This window comes from Microbacterium sp. Leaf161, assembly GCF_001423645.1.
GTDB classification, from domain to species: domain Bacteria; phylum Actinomycetota; class Actinomycetes; order Actinomycetales; family Microbacteriaceae; genus Microbacterium; species Microbacterium forte.
This window is the reverse complement of the sequence record NZ_LMOW01000001.1, coordinates 804,836-825,761: the sequence shown is the minus strand read 5'-3', so window position 1 is coordinate 825,761 and position 20,926 is coordinate 804,836. Positions and strand designations below refer to the sequence as shown.

General features: G+C 69.1%; 14 protein-coding genes and 1 pseudogene. 8 read left to right on the top strand and 7 right to left on the bottom strand.

Annotated elements, in window-relative coordinates:
* Positions 1-93 precede the first annotated feature (93 nt).
* Positions 94-993, top strand: coding sequence for a LysR family transcriptional regulator (locus tag ASF87_RS04095; RefSeq protein WP_056374364.1), 900 nt, complete (start codon positions 94-96; stop codon positions 991-993).
* Between the two features lie 143 nt (positions 994-1,136).
* Here the strand turns inward: ASF87_RS04095 and ASF87_RS04090 are convergent, their stop codons facing one another.
* On the bottom strand, positions 1,137-1,724 hold the full coding sequence (locus ASF87_RS04090; protein ID WP_056374362.1) for an antibiotic biosynthesis monooxygenase: 588 nt from the start codon (positions 1,722-1,724) through the stop codon (positions 1,137-1,139).
* Positions 1,725-1,924: 200 nt separating this feature from the next.
* Here ASF87_RS04090 and ASF87_RS04085 point away from each other — a divergent pair, with 200 nt between their 5' ends.
* Positions 1,925-3,109 (top strand): thiolase family protein, encoded by a 1,185-nt coding sequence (locus ASF87_RS04085; RefSeq protein WP_056374360.1) that lies wholly within the window; start codon positions 1,925-1,927, stop codon positions 3,107-3,109.
* Between the two features lie 85 nt (positions 3,110-3,194).
* Here ASF87_RS04085 and ASF87_RS04080 read toward each other — a convergent pair whose 3' ends face one another.
* Positions 3,195-4,100: a DUF559 domain-containing protein gene (locus tag ASF87_RS04080; RefSeq protein ID WP_157549996.1), complete on the bottom strand. Its 906-nt coding sequence runs from the start codon at positions 4,098-4,100 to the stop codon at positions 3,195-3,197.
* Between the two features lie 550 nt (positions 4,101-4,650).
* On the opposite strand from ASF87_RS04080, the gene pulA reads away from it, so the two are divergent.
* Entirely contained in the window at positions 4,651-10,683 is a 6,033-nt protein-coding gene (gene pulA / locus ASF87_RS04075; protein WP_082508752.1) for a pullulanase-type alpha-1,6-glucosidase, read from the top strand.
* 55 nt (positions 10,684-10,738) lie between these two features.
* On the opposite strand, the pseudogene ASF87_RS04070 reads toward pulA, so the two are convergent.
* Together ASF87_RS04070 and ASF87_RS04065 are read right to left on the bottom strand one after the other, a co-directional pair.
* Positions 10,739-11,704 (bottom strand): annotated as a pseudogene (locus ASF87_RS04070) (aldo/keto reductase).
* A complete protein-coding gene (locus tag ASF87_RS04065) occupies positions 11,704-13,764 on the bottom strand; it encodes a beta-galactosidase (protein WP_056374356.1) in 2,061 nt (686 codons plus the stop codon). The pseudogene ASF87_RS04070 and the gene ASF87_RS04065 overlap by 1 nt, the downstream one beginning before the upstream one ends.
* A 169-nt stretch (positions 13,765-13,933) precedes the next feature.
* Between ASF87_RS04065 and ASF87_RS04060 the strand changes: the two genes are divergently transcribed.
* The 4 genes from ASF87_RS04060 to ASF87_RS04045 all read left to right on the top strand — a co-directional run bounded on the left by ASF87_RS04060 (position 13,934) and on the right by ASF87_RS04045 (position 18,432).
* Complete coding sequence (locus ASF87_RS04060; RefSeq protein WP_056374354.1) at positions 13,934-15,436, top strand: CoA-acylating methylmalonate-semialdehyde dehydrogenase; 1,503 nt, start codon at positions 13,934-13,936, stop codon at positions 15,434-15,436.
* A gap of 68 nt (positions 15,437-15,504) precedes the next feature.
* On the top strand, positions 15,505-16,710 hold the full coding sequence (locus ASF87_RS04055) for an acyl-CoA dehydrogenase family protein (RefSeq protein WP_056374352.1): 1,206 nt from the start codon (positions 15,505-15,507) through the stop codon (positions 16,708-16,710).
* Positions 16,707-17,609 (top strand): 3-hydroxyisobutyrate dehydrogenase, encoded by a 903-nt coding sequence (gene mmsB, locus ASF87_RS04050; RefSeq protein WP_056374351.1) that lies wholly within the window; start codon positions 16,707-16,709, stop codon positions 17,607-17,609. The genes ASF87_RS04055 and mmsB overlap by 4 nt, the downstream gene beginning before the upstream one ends.
* 46 nt (positions 17,610-17,655) lie before the next feature.
* Positions 17,656-18,432 carry an enoyl-CoA hydratase gene (locus tag ASF87_RS04045; protein WP_056374348.1) on the top strand — a complete coding sequence of 259 codons (777 nt, stop codon included), beginning with the start codon at positions 17,656-17,658 and terminating at the stop codon, positions 18,430-18,432.
* A 130-nt stretch (positions 18,433-18,562) separates the two neighbouring features.
* On the opposite strand, the gene ASF87_RS04040 is transcribed toward ASF87_RS04045, so the two are convergent.
* Genes ASF87_RS04040 through ASF87_RS04030 form a run of 3 tightly spaced genes read right to left on the bottom strand, consistent with a single transcriptional unit; the run spans position 18,563 to position 20,017 of the window.
* Entirely contained in the window at positions 18,563-19,006 is a 444-nt protein-coding gene (locus tag ASF87_RS04040) for a YdeI/OmpD-associated family protein (RefSeq protein ID WP_056374347.1), read from the bottom strand.
* A complete protein-coding gene (locus tag ASF87_RS04035) occupies positions 19,003-19,479 on the bottom strand; it encodes an SRPBCC family protein (RefSeq protein ID WP_056374346.1) in 477 nt (158 codons plus the stop codon). Before ASF87_RS04035 ends, ASF87_RS04040 begins: the two co-directional genes overlap by 4 nt.
* A 1-nt stretch (position 19,480) precedes the next feature.
* Positions 19,481-20,017 (bottom strand): MarR family winged helix-turn-helix transcriptional regulator, encoded by a 537-nt coding sequence (locus ASF87_RS04030; protein WP_082508750.1) that lies wholly within the window; start codon positions 20,015-20,017, stop codon positions 19,481-19,483.
* A gap of 131 nt (positions 20,018-20,148) precedes the next feature.
* Here ASF87_RS04030 and ASF87_RS04025 point away from each other — a divergent pair, with 131 nt between their 5' ends.
* Positions 20,149-20,925, top strand: a complete 777-nt coding sequence (locus ASF87_RS04025; RefSeq protein WP_056374342.1) for an electron transfer flavoprotein subunit beta/FixA family protein — start codon at positions 20,149-20,151, stop codon at positions 20,923-20,925.
* Position 20,926: the final 1 nt, after the last annotated feature.

The following is a 20,926-nucleotide window of genomic DNA, read 5'->3' as shown; positions in this document are numbered from 1 at the left end:
AATGCTCCCAAGGGGTCGGACGACGGATGCCGTGCGGATGCGATATCCGGGACAACCGCGAGGATCGAGAACCGATTCCGATAGATTGCCGATATGAGCAATCGGAATTCCGATGGGCTGCAGGACCTCGGGCTGTGGCGCACCTTCCTCGCCGCGCACCGGTCGGGGTCGGTGTCAGCGGCGGCGCGCACACTCGGCCTCGCGCAGTCGTCCGTGACGACGCAGCTTCAGGCGCTGGAAGAGAGCGTCGGCGAGCCGCTGTTCGTGCGCCATGCCCGCGGCATCCGCCCGACGCCGCGCGCCGACGAGCTCGCAGCCCGGCTCTCCGGTCCACTCGACGCGCTGGCGGATGCTCTCGGCACCCGCCCCGCCGCCGAACCGCCGATCGTGCGACTGGGCGGCGCCGCCGAGTTCCTGGCCAGCGTCGCCGCACCCGCTCTCGCCCCCGCTGTCGCAGACGGGATGCGGCTCGCGGTGACCACCGGCCTGGCCGACGATCTGCTCGAGCAGCTCAGGGTCGGCAGCCTCGACCTCGTGATCTCGGCGGTGCGTCCGCGCGGGCGGGGGCTGCCGTCCGTGCCGTTCTTCGACGAGGAGTTCGCACTCGTCGCGGCACCGGCGCTCGGCATCGCGCATTCCCCCGTCCTCACGCGGGACGCCCTCACCGACGCGCCCCTGCTGGCCTACGACCGCGACGTGCCGATCCTGCGCCGGTACTGGCGGCATGTCTTCGGCATCCGTCTCGACCGCGAACCCGCTCTCGTCTTCCCGGATCTGCGTGCGCTCGCCGCCGCCGCCGTCGCCGGAGCGGGCGTCACCGTGCTGCCGACCTACCTGATCGCCGACGAGCTCGCCGACGGGAGGCTCGTCGACCTGCGTCCGACCGACGACCCGCCGATCAACACCCTGCATCTTGTGCGACGACCGGGGCCGCTGGCCGAGGGGGTCGCGGTCGTCGAGCAGGCGCTGCGCGCCGCCGTCGCCGACCTCTGACCTGCCGACCTCAGCCTGCCGCCCTCAGCCTGCCGCCCTCAGCTCGGGCGACGGCGTGCGTGGTCGAAAGCGCATCCGAAACGGCGGTTTCCGGTGCTTTTTCGACCCCGCAGCCCGCCGGGACCGCCGCCGAGCCGGCCGCCTCAGCGGTTGAGCCAGTGGCGCAGCGTGCGCGTGACCCAGGGCAGCACCCAGTAGGTCATGATCGGGGTCAGCACGACCGTCGTCGCGAGCACCCGCAACCAGATCGGCAGCTCGTTCCAGCCGGGGATCGGGCTCATCGCATAGGTGAAGGCGAGGTTGAGCGGGAAGAACCCGAGCCAGATCGACACGGCCTGTTTCCAGCGCGGGGGAGTGCTGACCATCGCGACCGTGGTCGTCGAGCCGTCGGCCCGAGGGAGTGTGATGGTGTCGGTGGTCGGCTCGTCGAACCATCCCTCGATGCCGCTGCGGCGGCGCACGCGCTCGCTGCGCACGAACTGCTCGCCGGTCGACTTCCACCACTCGCGCTCGCCGGACTGCTCCCAGGCGACGAGCGACCTCTCGTCGGAGAAGCGGTAGAGCATGTGCCAGACGTGCGAGTCCTCACCGTCGCGCACCCATCCGGATCCGAGGAAGCCGGGGTACCGGTGCGCGAGGTTCACGCCGGTCTGCACCCACGCAGTGGCCTCGGCCACGTGCTCGGGGTCGAGCTCGCGGCGGATGGAGACGGTGATGGGTTCGCTGGACATGGTGGGTCCTCAGAGAGTGCGGTCGCCCGGATCACGGGCACCTCGACGGTGGGGGATGCGCCAGGGTGCGGGCGCACCAACGATTGTATTTCGGATGCCGGGGGCCGCCGTCCGTTTTCGCGGCGCGCGAAGACCGCATCCCACCCATCCGATGTCGCCGTTCCGCGACTCGACTCCGGGACAGGGTGAGAATAGGAGGCATGAGCACGCGCAGCGAAGCCGTCCTGGTCGATGTCGTCCGCACCCCCGTCGGGCGGGGCAAGCCGGGCGGCGCCCTGGCGGGTGTGCATCCCGTCGATCTGGCGGCGGGCGCGTTGGGCGCGATCCTCGAACGCAACGGTCTGGAATCGCGGCAGATCGACGACGTGCTGCTCGGCTGCGTGAGCCAGGTGGGCGATCAGTCGTCGAACATCGCCCGTCAGGCCGTGCTCGCCGCGGGCTTCGACGAGACGATCCCCGCCACGACGATCGACCGTCAGTGTGGGTCGAGTCAGCAGGCGGTGCACTTCGCCGCACAGGGGATCATGGCCGGGGCATACGACGCGGTCATCGTCGGAGGTGTCGAGTCGATGAGCCGCGTGCCGCTCGGCTCGTCCGCAGCCGGCGGAAGCCCGATGTCGCCCCGCCTGCGTGAGCGCTACCCCGAAGGCCTCGTGAACCAGGGCGTCTCGGCCGAGCTCATCGCCCAGCGCTGGGGCCTCGATCGTGCTGCACTCGATGACTATGCGGCAGAGTCGCATCGCCGCGCGGCGGATGCCTGGGGGAGCGGCTTCTTCGACCGCACGATCATCCCGGTCGCCGAGGCGCCGGATGCCGTGGTCGACGAGACCGTCCGTGCCGGCACCACGGCTGAGGGACTCGCCGGGCTGAACCCGGCGTTCCGCACCGACGCGCTCGCCGCGCGGTTCCCCGAGGTCGATTGGAGGATCACTCCCGGCAACTCCTCACCGCTCACCGACGGAGCATCCGCCGCTCTGCTGATGAGCGCGGAGCGCGCCGACGCGCTGGGGCTCACGCCGCGTGCGAGGTTCCATGCGTTCACGGTGGTCGGAGACGACCCGCTGATGATGCTCACCGGGCCGATCCCCGCCACCCGGCGCATCCTCGAGCGCACCGGACTCACGATCGACGACCTCGACGCCTACGAGGTCAACGAGGCGTTCGCATCCGTACCGCTCGCGTGGGCCGCCGAGCTCGGGGCCGATGCCGCGAAACTCAATCCGCGCGGAGGAGCGATCGCCCTCGGGCACGCTCTGGGCTCGTCGGGCACCCGCCTGCTCGGAACCCTCATCGACCAGCTCGACGCGGTCGGCGGACGATTCGGCCTGCAGACCATGTGCGAGGGCGGCGGCATGGCGAACGCCACGATCATCGAGCGGCTCTAGCCCCGGCATTCGGCCCTTCGAATCGCGCGATTGACCCGATATGCGGTCCGGATAGGGTCATTCACGCGATTCGAACGGAAGCAGGTCAGTGCCGCACAGCCGCGGCGACACGACGCACGAGCTCTTCCGGGTTCTTCAGGAGGGGTGACGTCACCTCGATGACCGTCCAGCCGGCCGCGCGGAGACCCGCGATGCGCTCCACATCCGCCGCCCACCTGTCGCCGTGCAGCATCCCGAGGTATTCGACGATGACGCGTTCGTGTCGATAGGCCATGTCCACGCAGCCGAGAAAGCGACCGCGATCGTCGAAGAGGTCGACATTGAGCTCGGGTTCGGGGAGACCAGCCGTGATGAGGATGCATCGCACCTTCGTCTCTCGAGGCGACCAGGAGTCCTCTCGGATCAGATCGATCGCCGTACGGAGGCGCGCGGCGCCCCGGCGCCGTCCGGCGTCCAGCGAGGCTCGGAGCTCCTCGACGGTGCTGAGGGGCGGGCGGCCTGGCGACGGTCGGCCCCGACCCTGCCGCCACGTCCGGCACAGGTAGTCTCCGAGCGCCACGACATCGAGCAGGGGGAGTGTGCCCAGTGACACCCAGGTGGCGGCTGCGGACGTGACCCGGAGGCCATCCTGATCGCTGATCGAAGTGAGGCTCGCGAGGGTCCGGTGCCCCTTGATCCCGGCCGCTCGGGGGAACGGGGTCGATCCGGCGGCGCTGACGTGGAGGGGCAGCTCGGTATAGCCCGCGATCTCGTCTGCGTCCGTGAACTCCAGCGGCAATGGTGCACCCCAGATCGACGCTGCGGTCTGGTGGCTGAAGAAGTGGCCCGTGTGCAGCCCTGGAGCATAGGTGCGCGCGCGGTGAACCCTCGCCTGTCGCTGCCGTTCGTATGGATCCTCGATGTCGCGGAAAGACGGTGTGCTTCCGCGGGGGATGCGCACTCCGTGGAACGGCGCCTCCAGGTCTCGACCGCGAAGGCGACTGCGGCTCACCCCGTTCAGGCGAGCGATTCGGACCGGGAATCCGTCGCCGCATTCATCTGGAAGCTTCTGCGTTCGTCCCATGGCGCCACGGTGACATGATTCCGACAGCCTGATCGTGTTGTCCACAACCAGGGGCCTTCGAATCGCGCAAATGACCCGAAATTCCGTCGAAATGGGGTCATTCACGCGATTCGAAGGCCAGACAGCAAGACAGAGAAGACCCCCGCCGACCCGATTCGGCGGGGGTCTCTTCGGGAGCAGACGCTCACCGTAGGCGCGGATGACGTGACTACCCGATCCGGTCTGAGTCTGTGTCCGCGCATGTGCAGTTGTAGTCGGCGAAGGTGTCCGGACGGTGAACGCGGCGAGAAATCCTCATCGTCCGAGATTCCCCACTCTGGAAGCGTTTGCGACTTTCGACCAGCGCCGCCCCGCGCACCCCTGACTTTTCGCCACAGCACTCCTGCAAGCGCTTGCAGTCCGGAGCGACGCCCTGCTAGCTTCACTCGCAAGCCTTCGGACACGTCGTCGTGTCCGCCCGTCACCCAGGGAGCATCACTTGTTCAAGCCGGCTCGGTCGAAGACGACCGCCTCACGTCCGCTCGCCCTTCTCGCCGCCGCCGCGCTCGTCGTCTCGGGGTTCGGTGCAGCCGGCACCGTGGGCGCGCCGCCCGCTTCCGCCGCCGATCGAACCGTGGCCCTCGTGGGATCGCTGCAGTCCGAACTCGGCTGCGCTGCCGACTGGGCGCCCGACTGCGCCGAGACCGAGCTCGAACCCACGGGCGCCGAGGGGGTCTACTCCGCCGAGTTCGAGGTGCCGGCTGGCACCTGGCAGTACAAGGTCGCGCTGAACGACGGCTGGGACGAGGCGTACGGCCTCGACGGCGGCGCCGACGACATCCCCCTCACGGTCGCGGGCCCGACGACCCTGCGCTTCACGTTCGACGACACCCTCAAGCGGGTGGGTCTCGAGGCGACCGAGTTGCGCGGCGGCTACACGGCAGACGACGACGCGCTGGTCGAGAGCCCGGCACGTCAGGCAGGAGCCGGCGAGCAGTTCTACTTCGTGATGACGGATCGCTTCGCGAACGGCGACACCTCCAACGACGCCGGCGGCCTCGAGGGCGATCGGCTCACCACCGGGTTCGACCCCACCGACAAGGGCTTCTACCAGGGCGGCGACATCGCCGGCATCCGCGACAACCTCGACTACATCGAAGGCCTCGGCACCTCGGCGATCTGGCTGACGCCCAGCTTCGCCAACAAGCCGGTGCAGGGCGAGGGCGCGAACGCCTCGGCCGGGTACCACGGCTACTGGATCACCGACTTCACGCGCATCGATCCCCACCTCGGCACCAACGAGGAGCTGCAGGCGTTGATCGCCGACGCGCACGCCCGCGGCATCAAGGTGTACTTCGACATCATCACCAACCACACCGCCGACGTGATCGACTACGCCGAGGGCCAGTACTCCTACATCGACCAGGCGACGAGTCCCTACACGGATGCCGCGGGCACGGCGTTCGACCCGGCCGACCACGCGGGCACCGGCGGATTCCCCGAGCTCGACCCGGCGACGAGCTTCCCCTATACGCCGGTGGTCGTCGACAGTGAGACCGACGTCAAGGTGCCCGCCTGGCTGAACGACCCCTCGCTGTATCACAACCGCGGCAACTCGACCTGGTCGGGCGAGTCGGTCACCTACGGCGACTTCGACGGACTCGACGACCTGATGACCGAGCACCCGACCGTCGTCAACGGCTTCGTCGAGGTGTACGACAAGTGGATCGACCTGGGCATCGACGGCTTCCGCATCGACACCGTCAAGCACGTGAACTTCGAGTTCTGGGAGAAGTGGACAGCCGACGTCCTCGACTATGCGCACGAGCAGGGCAACGACGACTTCTTCATGTTCGGCGAGGTCTACGACGCCGATCCGGTGAAGCTCGCGCCCTACGTGCGCGACACCGACATGAACTCGATCCTCGACTTCACCTTCCAGTCCTCCGCCGTCAGCTATGCGTCCGGCAACTCGGCCAAGGGCCTGCAGTCCCTCTTCGCGGGCGACGACCGCTACACGACACCCGATTCGTCGTCGACCGCCCTGCCCACGTTCCTCGGCAACCACGACATGGGGCGGGTCGGATCCTTCCTGCAGTCGACGGATGCTCCGCTGCAGCGCGACGAGCTGGCGCACGAGCTCATGTTCCTCACCCGCGGCCAGCCCGTCGTCTACTACGGCGACGAGCAGGGCTTCACGGGCGCCGGCGGCGACAAGAACGCCAGGCAGTCGCTGTTCGCCACCCAGGTGGCCGAGTACGCGGACCAGAACCTCATCACCGGCGAGCAGGCAGGCTCCGTCGACCGCTACGCGACGGATGCCGCGCTCTACGAGCACATCGCCGCGCTGTCAGAGCTCCGCGAGTCGAACCCGGCTCTCGGCGAGGGCGCGCAGATCGAGCGCTACGCGGCGTCCGGCGTAGGCGTCTACGCCTTCTCGCGGGTGGATGCCGACGACAAGGTCGAGCACCTGGTCGCGGTGAACAACGCCGCGACCGCGCAGACGGTCGACCTCGCGACGCTGACCGCCGACGCCTCCTACGAGGTGCTCTACGGTGACGCCGCACCCCTCACCACGGATGCCGGCGCCGCCGCCTCGATCACGGTGCCGGCCCTGTCGGCCGTGGTCTGGAAGGCCGACTCCACCGTCACGGCGCCGACCGAGGCGGCATCCGTCTCGGTGTCCGCGCCGGCAGCCGGTGCCGGCGTCTCGGGCCAGTCCGCCGTGCAGGCCGACATCGCCGACCAGTGGGCGCAGACCAGCTTCGCCTGGCGCGTCGTCGGCTCTGACGAGTGGCAGGCCCTGGGCACGGCAGAGGACACCGATCCGCGTGTCTTCCACGACATCCGCGATCTCGCGAACGGCACGCTCCTCGAGTATCGGGCGGTGACGACCGACGCCGCCGGCAATCACGCCGCCGCCTCGACCTATGCCTCGGTCGGCAACGCGGTGACGCTCGAAGTGGGCGAGGAGCCCGAGTCGCCGATCGACATGGTGACGGTGCCAGGCAGCCTCAACTCCGAGATGGGCTGCGCGGGCGACTGGGATCCGGCGTGTGAGAAGGCCAAGCTGACCCTTCGTGCCGACGGCGTGTGGGAGGGGGCCTTCGACCTGCCGGCGGGCGACTACGAGTACAAGGCCGCGGTGAACGGCAGCTGGGCGATCAACTATGGAGCGAACGGTGTGCCGGACGGCGCGAACGTCACTCTCACCCATGCGGGCGGGCCGATCACCTTCTACTTCGACCCGCGCACGAACATCGTGCAGTCCACGGCAGACGGCCCCATCGTGACGCTGCCCGGCTCTCTGCAGGACGAGCTCGGGTGTGCGGCCGACTGGTCGCCCGACTGCCTCGGCACCCTGATGGCCGACGGCGATCGCGACGGCGTCTACGAGTTCTCGACGGCGGATCTGCCGACCGGCGCTTATGAGCTCAAGGTCGCGCACGGTCTGAGCTGGGCCGAGAACTACGGCGCCGACGGAGTGCCGGGCGGCGCGAACATCTCGTTCAGCGCCACCGAGGGCACGGTGACGTCGTTCCGCTACACGCTGGCGACGCACGTGCTCGAGGTCGGCAGCGACACCCCGCAGCTCCCCGGCGTCGGCGAGCAGCGCGCGCACTGGGTCGATGCCGAGACGATCGCGTGGCCGGCCACGCTCGGGTCCGTCGAGAGGGCGGCCTTCCAGCTCTATTCCTCGGCAGACGCGTCACTCGCCGTGGTCGACGGCGAGGTCGCGGGAGCAGATCCGATCGCGCTCGACGTGATCGAGGGCGGCCTGACCGACGAGCAGCTCGGCCGCTTCCCGGCGCTCGACGGCTACCTCGCGCTGCGGGTGCCCGATGCGGATGCTGCGGCGCTGCTGCGCACGCAGCTCGCGGTCGCCCAGCGTGACGAGGCTGGAGCGCTCACCGCGTTCAGCGGCGTGCAGATCGCGGGTGTGCTCGACGACGTCTATGCCGCTGCCCTCGACGATGTCGATCTCGGTGTGACGTTCTCGGGAAAGAACCCGACGTTCGGACTGTGGGCGCCGACTGCCCAGAGCGCGACGCTGCTCTCCTGGGACGAGGGCGCCGAGGGCGACCCGGTGCGCCACGAGGCCACATGGGATGCCGCCTCGGGTGTGTGGTCGGTGAAGGGCAAGAAGGACCTCAAGGGCGACGAGTACCTCTGGGAGGTCGTCGTCTACGCTCCGACCATCGGGGCCATCGAGACGAACCAGGTCACCGACCCGTACTCGATCGCCCTCACGCTGAACTCGCGGCGTTCGGTCGCCATCGATCTCGACGACAAGGCCTGGCAGCCGAAGCAGTGGCAGAAGACCAAGTCGCCGATCGTGGAGCGAGCGGTCGACCGCGCGATCTACGAGCTGCACATCAGGGACTTCTCGATCAGCGACGAGACGGTTCCGGCCGCGGAGCGAGGCACCTACCTCGCCTTCACCCGCGACAGCGCGGGCACCGACCAGCTCACGCAGCTCGCGGATGCCGGCATCAACACCGTGCACCTGCTGCCCTCGTTCGACATCGCGTCGATCGAGGAGGACAGAGCGGCCCAGGCGGTGCCTGACTGCGACCTCGCCTCGTTCGGCCCCGCCGATCCGGCGCAGCAGGCGTGCATCCAGGCCGTCGCCGATGCCGACGGATTCAACTGGGGCTACGACCCGTACCACTACTCGACGCCCGAGGGCTCGTACGCGGTCGACGCCGACGGCGGGGCGAGGGTCAGCGAGTTCCGGTCGATGGTCGGTGCGCTGCACGACATGGACCTGCAGGTGGTGCTCGACGAGGTGTTCAACCACACCGCGGCATCCGGTCAGGCCGAGAAGTCTGTGCTCGACCAGGTGGTTCCGGGCTATTACCACCGGCTCAACGCGGCGGGCGGCGTCGAGACCTCGACGTGCTGCCAGAACGTCGCGACCGAGCACCTCGCCGCGCAGAAGCTCATGGTCGACTCGATCGTGACCTGGGCGCGCGACTACAAGGTCGACGGCTTCCGGTTCGACCTCATGGGGCACCACTCGACGACGAACATGCAGGCCATCCGTGACGCGCTCGACGCGCTCACCCTCAAGAAGGACGGCGTCGACGGATCCGCGATCCACCTGTACGGCGAGGGCTGGAACTTCGGCGAGGTCGCCGACAACGCCCTGTTCGAGCAGGCCACGCAGGGGCAGCTCGGAGGCACGGGCATCGGGACGTTCAACGACCGGCTGCGCGATGCCGTGCACGGCGGCAGCCCGGTCGATGCCTCGTCGACGTTCCGCCAGGGGTTCGGCACGGGTCTGGGAACCGATCCGAACGGCGATCCGATCAACGGCACCGTCGAGCAGGCGCTCGCCGACCTCGGGCACGAGACCGATCTGGTCAAGCTCGGGCTCGCGGGCAATCTGCGCGACTTCTCGTTCACGACGAGCGACGGCGCAGTGACGGCCGGAGAGGCCATCGACTACCGCGGCTCGGCGGCGGGCTATGCCGACCAGCCGGACGAGACGATCAACTACGTCGACGCGCACGACAACGAGACGCTCTACGACCTCTCAGTGCTCAAGCTGCCGGTGGACACCCCGATGGCCGACCGCGTGCGCATGAACACGCTGGAGCTCGCGACCGTGACGCTCTCGCAGTCTCCATCGTTCTGGCACGCCGGCACCGAGTTGCTGCGGTCGAAGTCCCTCGATCGCAACAGCTACAACTCGGGCGACTGGTTCAACCGCATCGATTGGACGGGTCAGGAGTCGACCTTCGGCTCCGGGCTCCCGACAGCGGCAGACAATGAAGAGAAGTGGCCGATCATGGCGCCGCTGCTCGCCGACCCCGCGCTCAAGCCGGCTCCCGCCGACATGGCCGCAGCCGAGGCGTCCGCTCTCGATCTGCTGCGAATCCGCGACGAGGTCGACCTGCTGCGTCTCGGCTCGGCCGAGCTGATCCGGCAGAAGGTCACGTTCCCGAACGGCGGAGCGGCCGCAGCGCCGGGCGTGATCCTCATGCAGATCGACGATCTGGCAGGTCCCGATGCCGACGCTGAGCTCGACGGAGCACTCGTCGCGTTCAACTCCTCACCTTCGCCGGTCACGCAGACGGTGACCGGCTTGGCCGGGCGCTCGTTCACGCTGACGCCGGCCCAGGCGAACGGAGCCGATGCCGTGGTCAAGACCACCACCTGGGACGCCGCGACCGGCAGCGTGACGATCCCCGCCCGCTCGGTCGCCGTGCTCGTCGACGACCAGGTGCAGCCGATCGACACTCGGGTGCGTGCCTCGTCGGATGTTCTCGTGAAGGCGGGCAAGAGCGCGACCGTGAAGGTGGCCGTCACCGCCGACGACGGCAGCGCCCCGGTGGGCACGCTGACGGTGCACGACCGCGGCAAGGTCGTCGCGACGGTCGAGCTGACGCCGGCCGACAAGGGCAAGGCCACCGTCTCGGTGCCGAAGCTCGGTCGGGGGATCCACCTGCTCACGGTGCGGTTCGACGGCACGGAACCGTGGCAGGACTCCCGCGGTTCGCGCAGTCTGCCCGTGATCGTCTACTAGCACGACGAGACTGGATGCCGGGACGCATGGCCCCGGCATCCGGTCTTCGTGCGCGCTACCAGGCGTAGGCCTCGGGGGCGGGTCCGCCGGGCCCCGGCCAGATGCGGTCGATCTCGGCGAGCGTGTCGGCATCGAGGGTCACGTCGAGCGCCTCGACAGCTGAATCGAGCTGGTCGATCGTCCGTGGGCCGATCACGGGCGCCGTCACCGCCGGCTGGTGCAGCAGCCAGGCGATCGCCACGACACCGGGGCGGATGCCGAGCTCGGCGCAGAACGCCTCGTAGCGTTCGATCGCAGGACGTCGGTCGCCGAGAGCGTCGAGGCTCGACCGGGAGCGATCGGTCTTCTGCAGCACGCCTCCGAGCTGTCCGCTGGCGAGCGGTGACCAGGGCAGCAGCCCCATGCCGTACTGCTCCGCGGCGGGCACGACCTCGAGCTCGACGGTGCGCTCGGTGAGGTTGTAGAGCGACTGCTCTGTGACGGGGGCCGGATAGCCAGCGGCCGCCGCGATCTCGTGCACGCGCGCAAGGTGCCAGCCGGCGAAGTTCGAGCTGCCGAGGTAGACGATCTTGCCCTGCTCGCGCAGCGTCGCGAAGGCGCTGAGTGTCTCGTCGAGAGGCACGTCGCGGTCGATGTGGTGCATCTGATACAGGTCGATGCGGTCGGTGCCGAGCCGCCGCAGCGAGTCGTCGACCGAGGCGCGGATGTGCACAGCCGACAGCCCCCGATCGTTCGATCATGGGCCCATCACGCCGAACACCTTGGTCGCGACGATCAGGTCGTCGCGGTTGTCGCGGTCCTTCATCCAGCGCCCGAGGATCTCCTCCGACTGTCCGGGGTGGTCGCCCCACCTCCCGCCGCCGTAGACGTCGGCGGTGTCGATGAAGTCGATGCCGACCTCGGTCGCGCGGTCCAGGATGGCGCGCGAGGCCTCTTCGTCGATCACGGGACCGAAGTTCATGGTGCCGAGAGCCAGGCGGCTCACGCGGGCGCCTGCTCGTCCGAGACGTGTGTACTGCATCAGCTGTCCTCCTTCTGTGAGTGCTGCGATGACGGCGAGTCGCCCGTGTCTACGAGTGTCCACCCGAACGCGCCGAGTTCGCGGCGTGCATCGGTCGAACCGGTGAGCACATCGGTGCCCGGCACGTCGACGGCGAACGGCTCGGCGCTGTGGTTGATGACGGTAAGGATGCCGCCGCGGCGCGCGACCTCGATGTGCTCGGGCAGCCCGGGGATCTCGGCCGCCACTCCGGCTTCGGCGGCGAGCCAGCCCAGCACGGCTGCCATGCCCGCATCGTCCGGGATCGTCGCGAGGTAGAAGCCGTTCCCCGCCCCTGCCCGCTTGCGAGTGAAGGCCGCGCGCCCCGCGGTGCGACCCTCGGTGAAGCGGCCGAGCACCTCGGCATCCTGCACGATCAGCTCTTCCGCGAAGTACTGCCCGATGATCCGGCCCGCTGGTCCGTCGAGCGGTGCCTCCGACTGGCCGGGCCCGTCGGGCACGGCGTGGCTCGCGACCTCTCCGGCCGAATCCGCCGAGCGCACGGACTCGGGCGGCACGAGCGCCCCGAAGTCCTCGAGCGCGACTCCGAGAACATCCCGCAGCGAGACGATGAACCCGCCCTCGCGGAACGCGTCGTCCTGGTCGACCACGTCACTGAACGCCGAGACGAAGAGGTTCCCGCCCTGCTCGACGTAGGCGGACAGATTGGCTGCGCCCTCGTCGCCGAGCAGGTACTGCTGCGGTGCGACCACGAGCGAGTACGCGCTGAGGTCGCTCGTGGTGTTCACCATGTCGACCGCGAGGTTCTGTCTGTGCAGTGCCGCATGCCAGCGGTGCGCGAGTGTGAGGTAGTCGAGCGCGATCGGATGGTCGCGGCCGTCGATGGCCCACCAGTTCTCCCAGTCGAAGACGAGCGCGATCCTCGCGCCTGAAGAGACGTCCGGCAGGTCGGGCAGCTGGGCGAGCTGACCCCCGAGTTCGACGACCTCGCGCCAGGTGCGGGTGTCGAGCCCCGCCTGCGGAACCATCGCCGAGTGGAACTTCTCGCTGCCCCGACGTGATTGCCGCCATTGGAAGAACATGATGCCGTCGGCGCCTCGGCCGACCGCCTGGGCACTGATCGCCGCCATCTGGCCCGGTGCTTTCGGGGCGTTCGTCGGTCGCCAGTTCAGGGCGTTCGTCGACTGCTCGGTGAGGATCCACGGCACGCCGGGCTTCAGGCCGCGCATCAGTTCGCGGGCGAACGCCGCCCCGCGGAACGACTCGGGGTCGTTGGGGTCGGGGTAGTTGTCGTCGCTGATCACATCGACCTCGGCCGCCCACTTCCAGTAGTCGGCCGGCGGGAACGCGCCCATGAAGTTCGTGGTGATCGGCTGGGTGGCACCCGAGGCGCGGATGATGTCGCGTTCCATCACGTAGAGCTCGAGCAGGGTGTCCGAGGTGAATCGCTTGAAGTCGAGCACGCTCGTCGGATTGATGCTGTACGGCGCCTTGCGCGGCGGCAGGATCTGCTCGAACGCCGTGTAGCGCTGCGACCAGAAGTCGGTGCCCCACGCATGGTTGAGGGCGTCGATCGTCGAGTACTTGCGCTGCAGCCACAGCCGGAAGGCGTCGCGTGCCGAGTCGGAGTAGTCGTAGTGCAGATGGCAGCCGTACTCGTTGTTGACGTGCCACAGCACGACGGCCGGATGATGCGCATAGCGCTCGGCGAGCGCCGTGACCAGCTCGGCGGCGAGGCGGCGGTACACCGGTGACGAGGGGGCGAAGGCCTGTCGGCTGCCCGGCCAGAAGGTCGAGCCGTCGGCATCCTGGGGCAGCATCTCGGGGTAGGTGGTCGTGGCCCACGGAGGAGGGGAGGCGGTGGCGGTGGCGAGGTCGACCTGGATGCCGCCCTCGTGCAGCAGCCCGATGATCTCGTCGAGCCACTCCCAGTCGAACTCGCCCTCGGCGGGCTGGATGCGCGACCACGAGAAGATGCCGAGGCTCACCATCGTCACGCCCGCCTCGCGCATGAGCCGCACATCTTCGGGCCACACCTCTCGTGGCCACTGCTCGGGGTTGTAGTCGGCGCCGTAGTGCATGGGTCTCCAGGGTCGAGGTCGATGACCGGTCCTGACGACCCTACTCGGGAAGCGCTTTCCTTGAAAGCACGAGCACCGGGACTCGTGATACAAGGACGCCCTAGCAAATCGACGGATGCCGAAGTACCATCGTCATAGTGCCAACGACGGCGCGAAGGGACATCGCACAATGACTCGTACCATTCCCCACTTCGTAGGCGGAAAGCACCTCACCCCAGAGGGAGGCCGCTTCGCCGACGTCTTCGATCCCAGTACCGGGTCCGTCCAGGCGCGCGTGCCGTTGGCTTCCGCCGGCGAGGTCGCCGACGTGATCGCGAACGCCGAGGCCGCGCAGGTCGAGTGGGCCGCGACGAACCCCCAGAAGCGCGCTCGCGTGCTGCTGCGATTCCTCGATCTGGTGCAGCGCGAGATGCAGTCGCTCGCCGAGCTGCTCGCGAGCGAGCACGGCAAGACCGTCGACGACGCGAAGGGCGACATCCAGCGGGGCCTCGAGGTCATCGAGTTCTCCGCGGGGGCTCCGCACCTGCTCAAGGGCGAATACTCGACCGGCGCGGGTGCGGGCATCGACGTGTACTCGATGCGGCAGCCCCTCGGCGTCGTCGCCGCGATCACCCCCTTCAACTTCCCCGCCATGATCCCGCTGTGGAAGGCGGGCCCCGCGCTCGCCGCCGGCAATGCAGTGGTGCTCAAGCCCAGCGAGCGCGATCCCTCGGTGCCTGTGCGCATCGCCGAGCTGTTCCTCGAGGCAGGACTCCCCGCCGGCGTCCTCAACGTCGTGCACGGAGACAAGGAGGCCGTCGATGCCCTGCTGACCGACGACCGCATCCGGGCCGTCGGCTTCGTCGGCTCGACCCCGATCGCCGAGTACATCTACTCGACGGCCGCCACGCACGGCAAGCGGGCGCAGTGCTTCGGCGGTGCCAAGAACCACATGATCGTGATGCCCGACGCCGATCTCGACCAGGCCGTCGATGCGCTAATCGGCTCGGGCTACGGCTCGGCGGGCGAGCGCTGCATGGCGATCTCGGTCGCGGTGCCGGTGGGGCAGGAGACCGCAGACGCTCTCGCCGCCAAGCTCACCGAGCGTGTGGCGCAGCTGCGCATCGGACCGTCGCTCGCAGCAGACGTCGACTACGGACCGCTGGTCACGCGCGCTGCCGTCGAGCGGGTCGAGGGCTATATCCAGCAGGGCGTCGACGAGGGCGCGACGCTTCTCGCCGACGGGCGCGGATTCTCCGTGCCCGGGCACGAGCAGGGCTTCTATCTCGGCCCGACGCTGTTCGACCACGTCACCACCGACATGGCGATCTACCGCGAGGAGATCTTCGGCCCGGTGCTCGTGATCGCCAGGGCGGCCGACTACGAGGAGGCGCTGCGCATGGCATCCGAGCACGAATACGGCAACGGAGTCGCGATCTTCACCCGCGACGGCGATGCCGCCCGCGACTTCGCCGCTCGCGTCGAGGTCGGCATGGTGGGCGTGAACGTGCCGATCCCCGTGCCGATCGCCTATTACACGTTCGGCGGCTGGAAGCGCAGCGGATTCGGCGACCTCAACCAGCACGGCGCCGACGCCTTCCGCTTCTACACGAAGACCAAGACCGTCACGAGCCGCTGGCCGTCTGCGGGGATCCGCGACGGCGCGAGCTTCGTGATCCCCACCATGCACTGACGATTCTTGTTCGTTGAGCGAGGCCGGCGAAGCCGCCCGAGACGAAACGCACGACCCCAGGAGATGACATGACCATGACCACCGTCACCACCACCGCCGAAGAGCGCGAGGCCATTCTCGACGCCGTCCGCGAGTTCGCCGACACCGAGCTCGCGCCGTTCGCAGCCGAGCGCGACGAGAAGCACATCTTCCCCCGGGAGTCACTGGGCAAGGCGGGCGAACTCGGTCTCGGTGGCATCTACGTGCGTGAGGACTTCGGCGGCACCGGCCTCAGCCGCTCCGACACGGTCGCGATCTTCGAGGAGCTCGCCAAGGGCGACCCCGCGGTCGCCGCCTACATCTCGATCCACAACATGGTGGTCTGGATGATCGACACCTACGGCGACGACGCGCAGCGCGGCCGGTGGCTGCCCGCGCTCACCGCGATGCAGGAGTTCGGCGGGTACTGCCTGACCGAGCCGGGCGTCGGATCGGATGCCGCGAACGTGGCCACGAGTGCGGTGCGCGACGGAGACGACTACCTGCTCACGGGCGTGAAGCAGTTCATCTCGGGCGCCGGCGAGGCCGCGGTCTACGTGGTCATGGCGCGCACCGGCGAGCCCGGTGCCCGCGGCATCAGCGCCTTCCTGGTGCCCGGAGACGCCGAGGGCCTCAGCTTCGGGGCGCCTGAGAAGAAGATGGGCTGGCACGCGCAGCCGACCCGCCAGGTGATCCTCGACGGCGTGCGCATCCCGGCATCCGGAATGCTCGGCGACGAGGGACGAGGTTTCGCGATCGCGATGTCGGCGCTCAACGGCGGCCGTCTCAACATCGCGGCCTGCTCGCTCGGCGGTGCGCAGTGGGCCCTCGACCGTGCGGTGCAGTACGTGCACGAGCGCGTCGCATTCGGCGAGCCGCTGGCCGAGAAGCAGTCGATCATGTTCGCGATCGCCGACATGCGCACCGACCTGCAGGCCGCCCGCCTCATGGTGCGAGACGGCGCGCTGGCGGTCGACGAGCAGGCACCGGACGCGACGATGCGCTGCGCCATGGCCAAGCGCTTCGCGACGGATGCCGGATTCGACGTCGCCAACCGCGCGCTGCAGCTGCACGGCGGCTACGGCTATCTGCAGGACTACGGCATCGAGAGGGTCGTGCGCGACCTGCGGGTGCATCAGATCCTCGAGGGCACCAACGAGATCATGCGCCTGATCGTCGGCCGCGAGATGCTCCGACCCGCGGGGTCGGCGTCGCTCCAGCGGAGCGGCGGAGACCGGATGCGGAGCGCGTCATGACCGAGTCGTCGAAGACCGTGATCGCTTTCCTCGGGCTCGGCCACATGGGCCTGCCCATGGCGAAGAATCTGGTCGCGGCGGGGCACGAGGTGCACGGGTTCGACGTGGTGCCGGCTGCGGTCGAGGCGGCGCAGGCCGCCGGCATCCCGGTCGCAGCGAGCGGAGCGGATGCCGTGCGCGACGCCGACGTGGTGATCACGATGTTCCCCGCCGGAAGGCATGTGATCGACGCCTACCGCACCGAGCTGCTGGCCGCCGCCCGCCCGAACACCCTCTTCATCGAGTCGTCGACGATCGCGGTGGATGAGGCCCGTGCGGCGCATGCGCTGGCGCTCGCCGCGGGGCATCGCAACGTCGACGCCCCCGTGTCGGGCGGTGTCGTGGGCGCCGAGAACGGCACACTCGCCTTCATGGTCGGCGGTTCCGACGACGACTTCGCGGCCGCGCTGCCGCTGCTCGAGGCCATGGGAAAGCGCATCGTGCACTGTGGTGGCCCCGGACTCGGGCAGGCGGCGAAGGTCTGCAACAACATGATCCTCGCGGTGTCGCAGATCGCGGTCGCCGAGGCGTTCGTGCTCGGCGAGCGGCTGGGGCTCGAGCATCAGGCGCTGTTCGACGTGGTCTCGCAGGCATCCGGTCAGTGCTGGTCGATCACGACCAACTGCCCCGTGCCGGGGCCGGTGCCGACGAGCCCGGCGAACCGCGACTACCAGCCCGGATTCGCCGGTGCCCTCATGGCGAAGGACCTCGGCCTCGCGCTGCAGGCGATCGAGCAGACGTCGACCCGTGCGCAGATGGGTCGTCTCGCACAGCAGCTCTACGCGGCATTCGCCTCAGGAGACGGCGCGACCCGCGACTTCTCGGGCATCATCACCGACATCCGCCACGGCTCTGTGTGACGCACTCGCGACATACTGAGATGACCACGACGGAGAGGGTTTCACGATGACCGAGTACGAGACGATCCTGGTCGAGCAGCGCGGACGGGTCGGGTGGATCACCCTCAACCGTCCCGAGGCCCTCAACGCGCTGAACAGCCGCCTCGCCGAGGAGGTCACGGCTGCGGCGGTGGCGTTCGACGGCGACGATGGCGTGGGCGCGATCGTCGTCACCGGGTCGGAGAAGGCGTTCGCCGCGGGTGCCGACATCAAGGAGATGGAATCGATGTCGGCCGCCGAGATGCTCGAGACCGATCACTTCGGCGTCTGGCACGAGTTCGCCGCGGTGCGCACCCCGGTGATCGCCGCCGTCTCGGGTTTCGCGCTCGGGGGAGGATGCGAGCTCGCGATGATGTGCGACATCATCCTCGCCGCCGATACCGCCAAGTTCGGCCAGCCCGAGATCAATCTCGGCGTCATCCCCGGCATGGGCGGCACGCAGCGCCTGATCCGCGCCGTCGGCTACTACAAGGCGGCAGAGCTGGTGCTGTCCGGCCGCTTCATGGGCGCCGAGGAGGCGGAGCGCTCTGGGCTCGTCTCACGGGTGGTGCCGGCATCCGAGCTGCTCGAAGAGGCGACGAAGCTGGCCGAGACGATCGCGTCGAAGTCGCTGCCGTCGGTGTTCGCCGCGAAGGCCGCGCTCGACGCCGCGATGGAGACGACGCTCGCCGACGGTCTGGCTCATGAGAAGAAGGCGTTCGCCGCCCTCTTCGACACCGAGGATCAGAAGGAAGGCATGTCGGCCTTCCGGGAGAAGCGTGCGCCCGACTTCCGCAACCGCTGAATTCCGCGAGAGCGGAGCGGTTTCGTGGTTCACAACTCAGCATGGATGGCGCCGGATCGGCCCGCCGGTGCCGATCCGGCACGCCCGTCAGCGGTTGATGCTGAGTTGTGAACGAGCGGCGGCGGGCGGTTCAGCCGCGCAGCGCCTCGACGATCTTCACGACGCGGCGGTCTCGGGTCGCGTCCTGCTTCGCCTCGGCCACCGTGCGGGCATGCTCTTTGCGCACGGAGTACGACAGGGCATCGAAGGCAGACCGCAGCGCAGGGTCGGTGTCGAGGGCTGCGGCAAGGGCCGGCGGGATCTCGACCTCGCGCTCGGCGGCATCGAGACGGATGACGGCATCGACCTCCTGGTCGATCTCGACCCCCAGGTCGGCTCGGACGGCTCTGCTGAACCCGATCATGTTCTGCCCGCCCATGCGGGCCAGTCGCAGCCGGGCTGTGCGTCCGTCGATCGTCACGGCGACCGGAAAGGTCTTGCCGGTCCCGAACGAGGCGACCTGCTCGTCGGTGAGGATGATCGCGGCGGCCGGGCCGCGGCCTTCGAGAGTCGTGTGCAGGCGCAGTTCGCTCATGCGGGCAGTGTACGCCCGCGCCCCTCTGCTTCCGCCTCTGCGGTCAGCTGGTCGTTGCGCTGCTCGATCAGGCGTCGCATGTACTCGCGAAGCACGAGCCGGTCGACCAGCCGACCGATCGGGCCGAACGGCGAATGGAACCGGATCGTGTCGCGCATCAGCGTGCCCCGCGGGTGCTCCTCGAACACATGCTCGTGCCAGAACGCGCCGAAGGGTCCCGAGAGCTGCCGGTCACGGAACCCGCGCGGCGGGTCGATGTCATACACGACCGACCGCAGACGGAACGGGATGCCGAAGTGCCGCGCCCGCCAGGTGACGGTCGACCCTTCGCTGAACACGCCGCCCGCCGGGGACTCGACCATCGTCTCGCCGTACCGCGCCATCGACCGCAGATGCAGCCCGGGGTCGAGCGCCACGGCGAAGACCGTCGCGCGCGGAGCGTCGATCACGCGCTCGAGCACGAACTCGGACACGTCAGAGCGCGTCCGGCTGCGGCTTCGGGTCGCTGAAGTCTCCGGCGGCCCTGCGCATCCGCGCCACGATCGCAACGAGCTCGGCGGCGTCGGCCTTGCTGATGCCCGGGTCGGCGAAGACGTCATCGTTCAATGCGACGGTCGCACGGTCGACGAGTTCGCGACCGGCCTCGGTGAGGGCGAGCAGGGCCGCACGGCCGTCGTACGGGTGCGGCTCGCGCACGATCAGCCCGTCACGCACCAGGCGCTCGGCCGTGCTCGTGACGGTCGTCGCATGCACCTGGAGTCGGGCGACCACGCTCGACAGCGGCAGGCGGCCCGAGCGACTGAACGCCAGCAGGCGCAGCATCTCGTAGCGGGCGAAGCTCAGCGCGAAGGGCTTGAGCGCGGCATCCACCCTGGCGAGCAGCAGCTGCTGGGCCCGCATCACCGACGTGACGACGGTCATGCCGTCGGCGGCATCCGACCACCCGTGCGCGAGCCATTGCCGCTTCGCCTCGGCGAGCGGATCGACAGGCAGAGGGCGGGGTCGGACCACGGTTCTACGGTAGGGCATCGGGACGGGACTCCGGGGATGCGCCCGCCGGGACGGCGCCTGGTTCTCAGTCGCTCATCGGGTGGGACTCGGTATCAGGGGACTAGAATCGACGCAGTCGTGAGGAGCAATCGATGAAGATCTTCGTCTTGGTCAAAGAGGTGCCGGACACCTACGGCGACCGCAAGCTGAATCTCGAGACAGGACTCGCCGAGCGCGGTGCCGGCGACGTCGTTCTCGATGAGATCACCGAGCGTGCGCTCGAGGTCGCGCTGAGCCACGCCGACAAGAACGAGGACACCGAGGTCGTCGCCGTGGCGATGGCTCCCGGTGGCTCGACGGCGTCGGTGCGACGGGCGCTCGCGATCGGCGCAGGCTCGGCCGTGCACATCGCCGACGAGCAGCTCGCCGGGGCCGACCTCGGGCTCACCGCAGAGACTCTGGCGGCGGCGATCCGCCGCGGCGCACCCGACCTGGTGATCACCGGCAACCTGTCGACCGACGGTTCGGGCGGAGTGATGGCCGCGATGCTCGCCGAGCACCTCGGCTGGGCGCACGCGACCGCGCTCACGAGCGTCGAGATCACGGCTGAGGGCATCACGGGCACGCGAGGGGCGGATGCCGGAGCGCAGCCGATCTCGGCATCCCTTCCCGCCGTCATCTCGATCACCGAGGCGCTGCCCGACGCGCGCTTCCCGAATTTCAAGGGCATCATGGCGGCGAAGAAGAAGCCGCTCGAGGTCCTGACCCTCGACGACCTCGGCGTCTCGGCCGACCCGGGCGCGGCTCCCCGCACGATCATGACCTCGGTCGCCGAGAAGCCGCCTCGTGCGGCCGGCGTGAAGATCGTCGATGAGGGCGATGCCGCCGAGAAGCTCGTCGACTACCTCGTGCAGAACAGGCTGGTGTGAC

Excerpts from the sequence above, each read along its gene's own strand:
- ASF87_RS04095 (WP_056374364.1), top strand. The coding sequence starts at position 94 with ATGAGCAATCGGAATTCCGATGGGCTGCAGGACCTCGGGCTGTGGCGC.
- ASF87_RS04090 (WP_056374362.1), bottom strand. The coding sequence starts at position 1,724 with ATGTCCAGCGAACCCATCACCGTCTCCATCCGCCGCGAGCTCGACCCC.
- ASF87_RS04085 (WP_056374360.1), top strand. The coding sequence starts at position 1,925 with ATGAGCACGCGCAGCGAAGCCGTCCTGGTCGATGTCGTCCGCACCCCC.
- ASF87_RS04065 (WP_056374356.1), bottom strand. The coding sequence starts at position 13,764 with ATGCACTACGGCGCCGACTACAACCCCGAGCAGTGGCCACGAGAGGTG.
- ASF87_RS04060 (WP_056374354.1), top strand. The coding sequence starts at position 13,934 with ATGACTCGTACCATTCCCCACTTCGTAGGCGGAAAGCACCTCACCCCA.
- ASF87_RS04055 (WP_056374352.1), top strand. The coding sequence starts at position 15,505 with ATGACCATGACCACCGTCACCACCACCGCCGAAGAGCGCGAGGCCATT.
- mmsB (WP_056374351.1), top strand. The coding sequence starts at position 16,707 with ATGACCGAGTCGTCGAAGACCGTGATCGCTTTCCTCGGGCTCGGCCAC.
- ASF87_RS04045 (WP_056374348.1), top strand. The coding sequence starts at position 17,656 with ATGACCGAGTACGAGACGATCCTGGTCGAGCAGCGCGGACGGGTCGGG.
- ASF87_RS04040 (WP_056374347.1), bottom strand. The coding sequence starts at position 19,006 with ATGAGCGAACTGCGCCTGCACACGACTCTCGAAGGCCGCGGCCCGGCC.
- ASF87_RS04025 (WP_056374342.1), top strand. The coding sequence starts at position 20,149 with ATGAAGATCTTCGTCTTGGTCAAAGAGGTGCCGGACACCTACGGCGAC.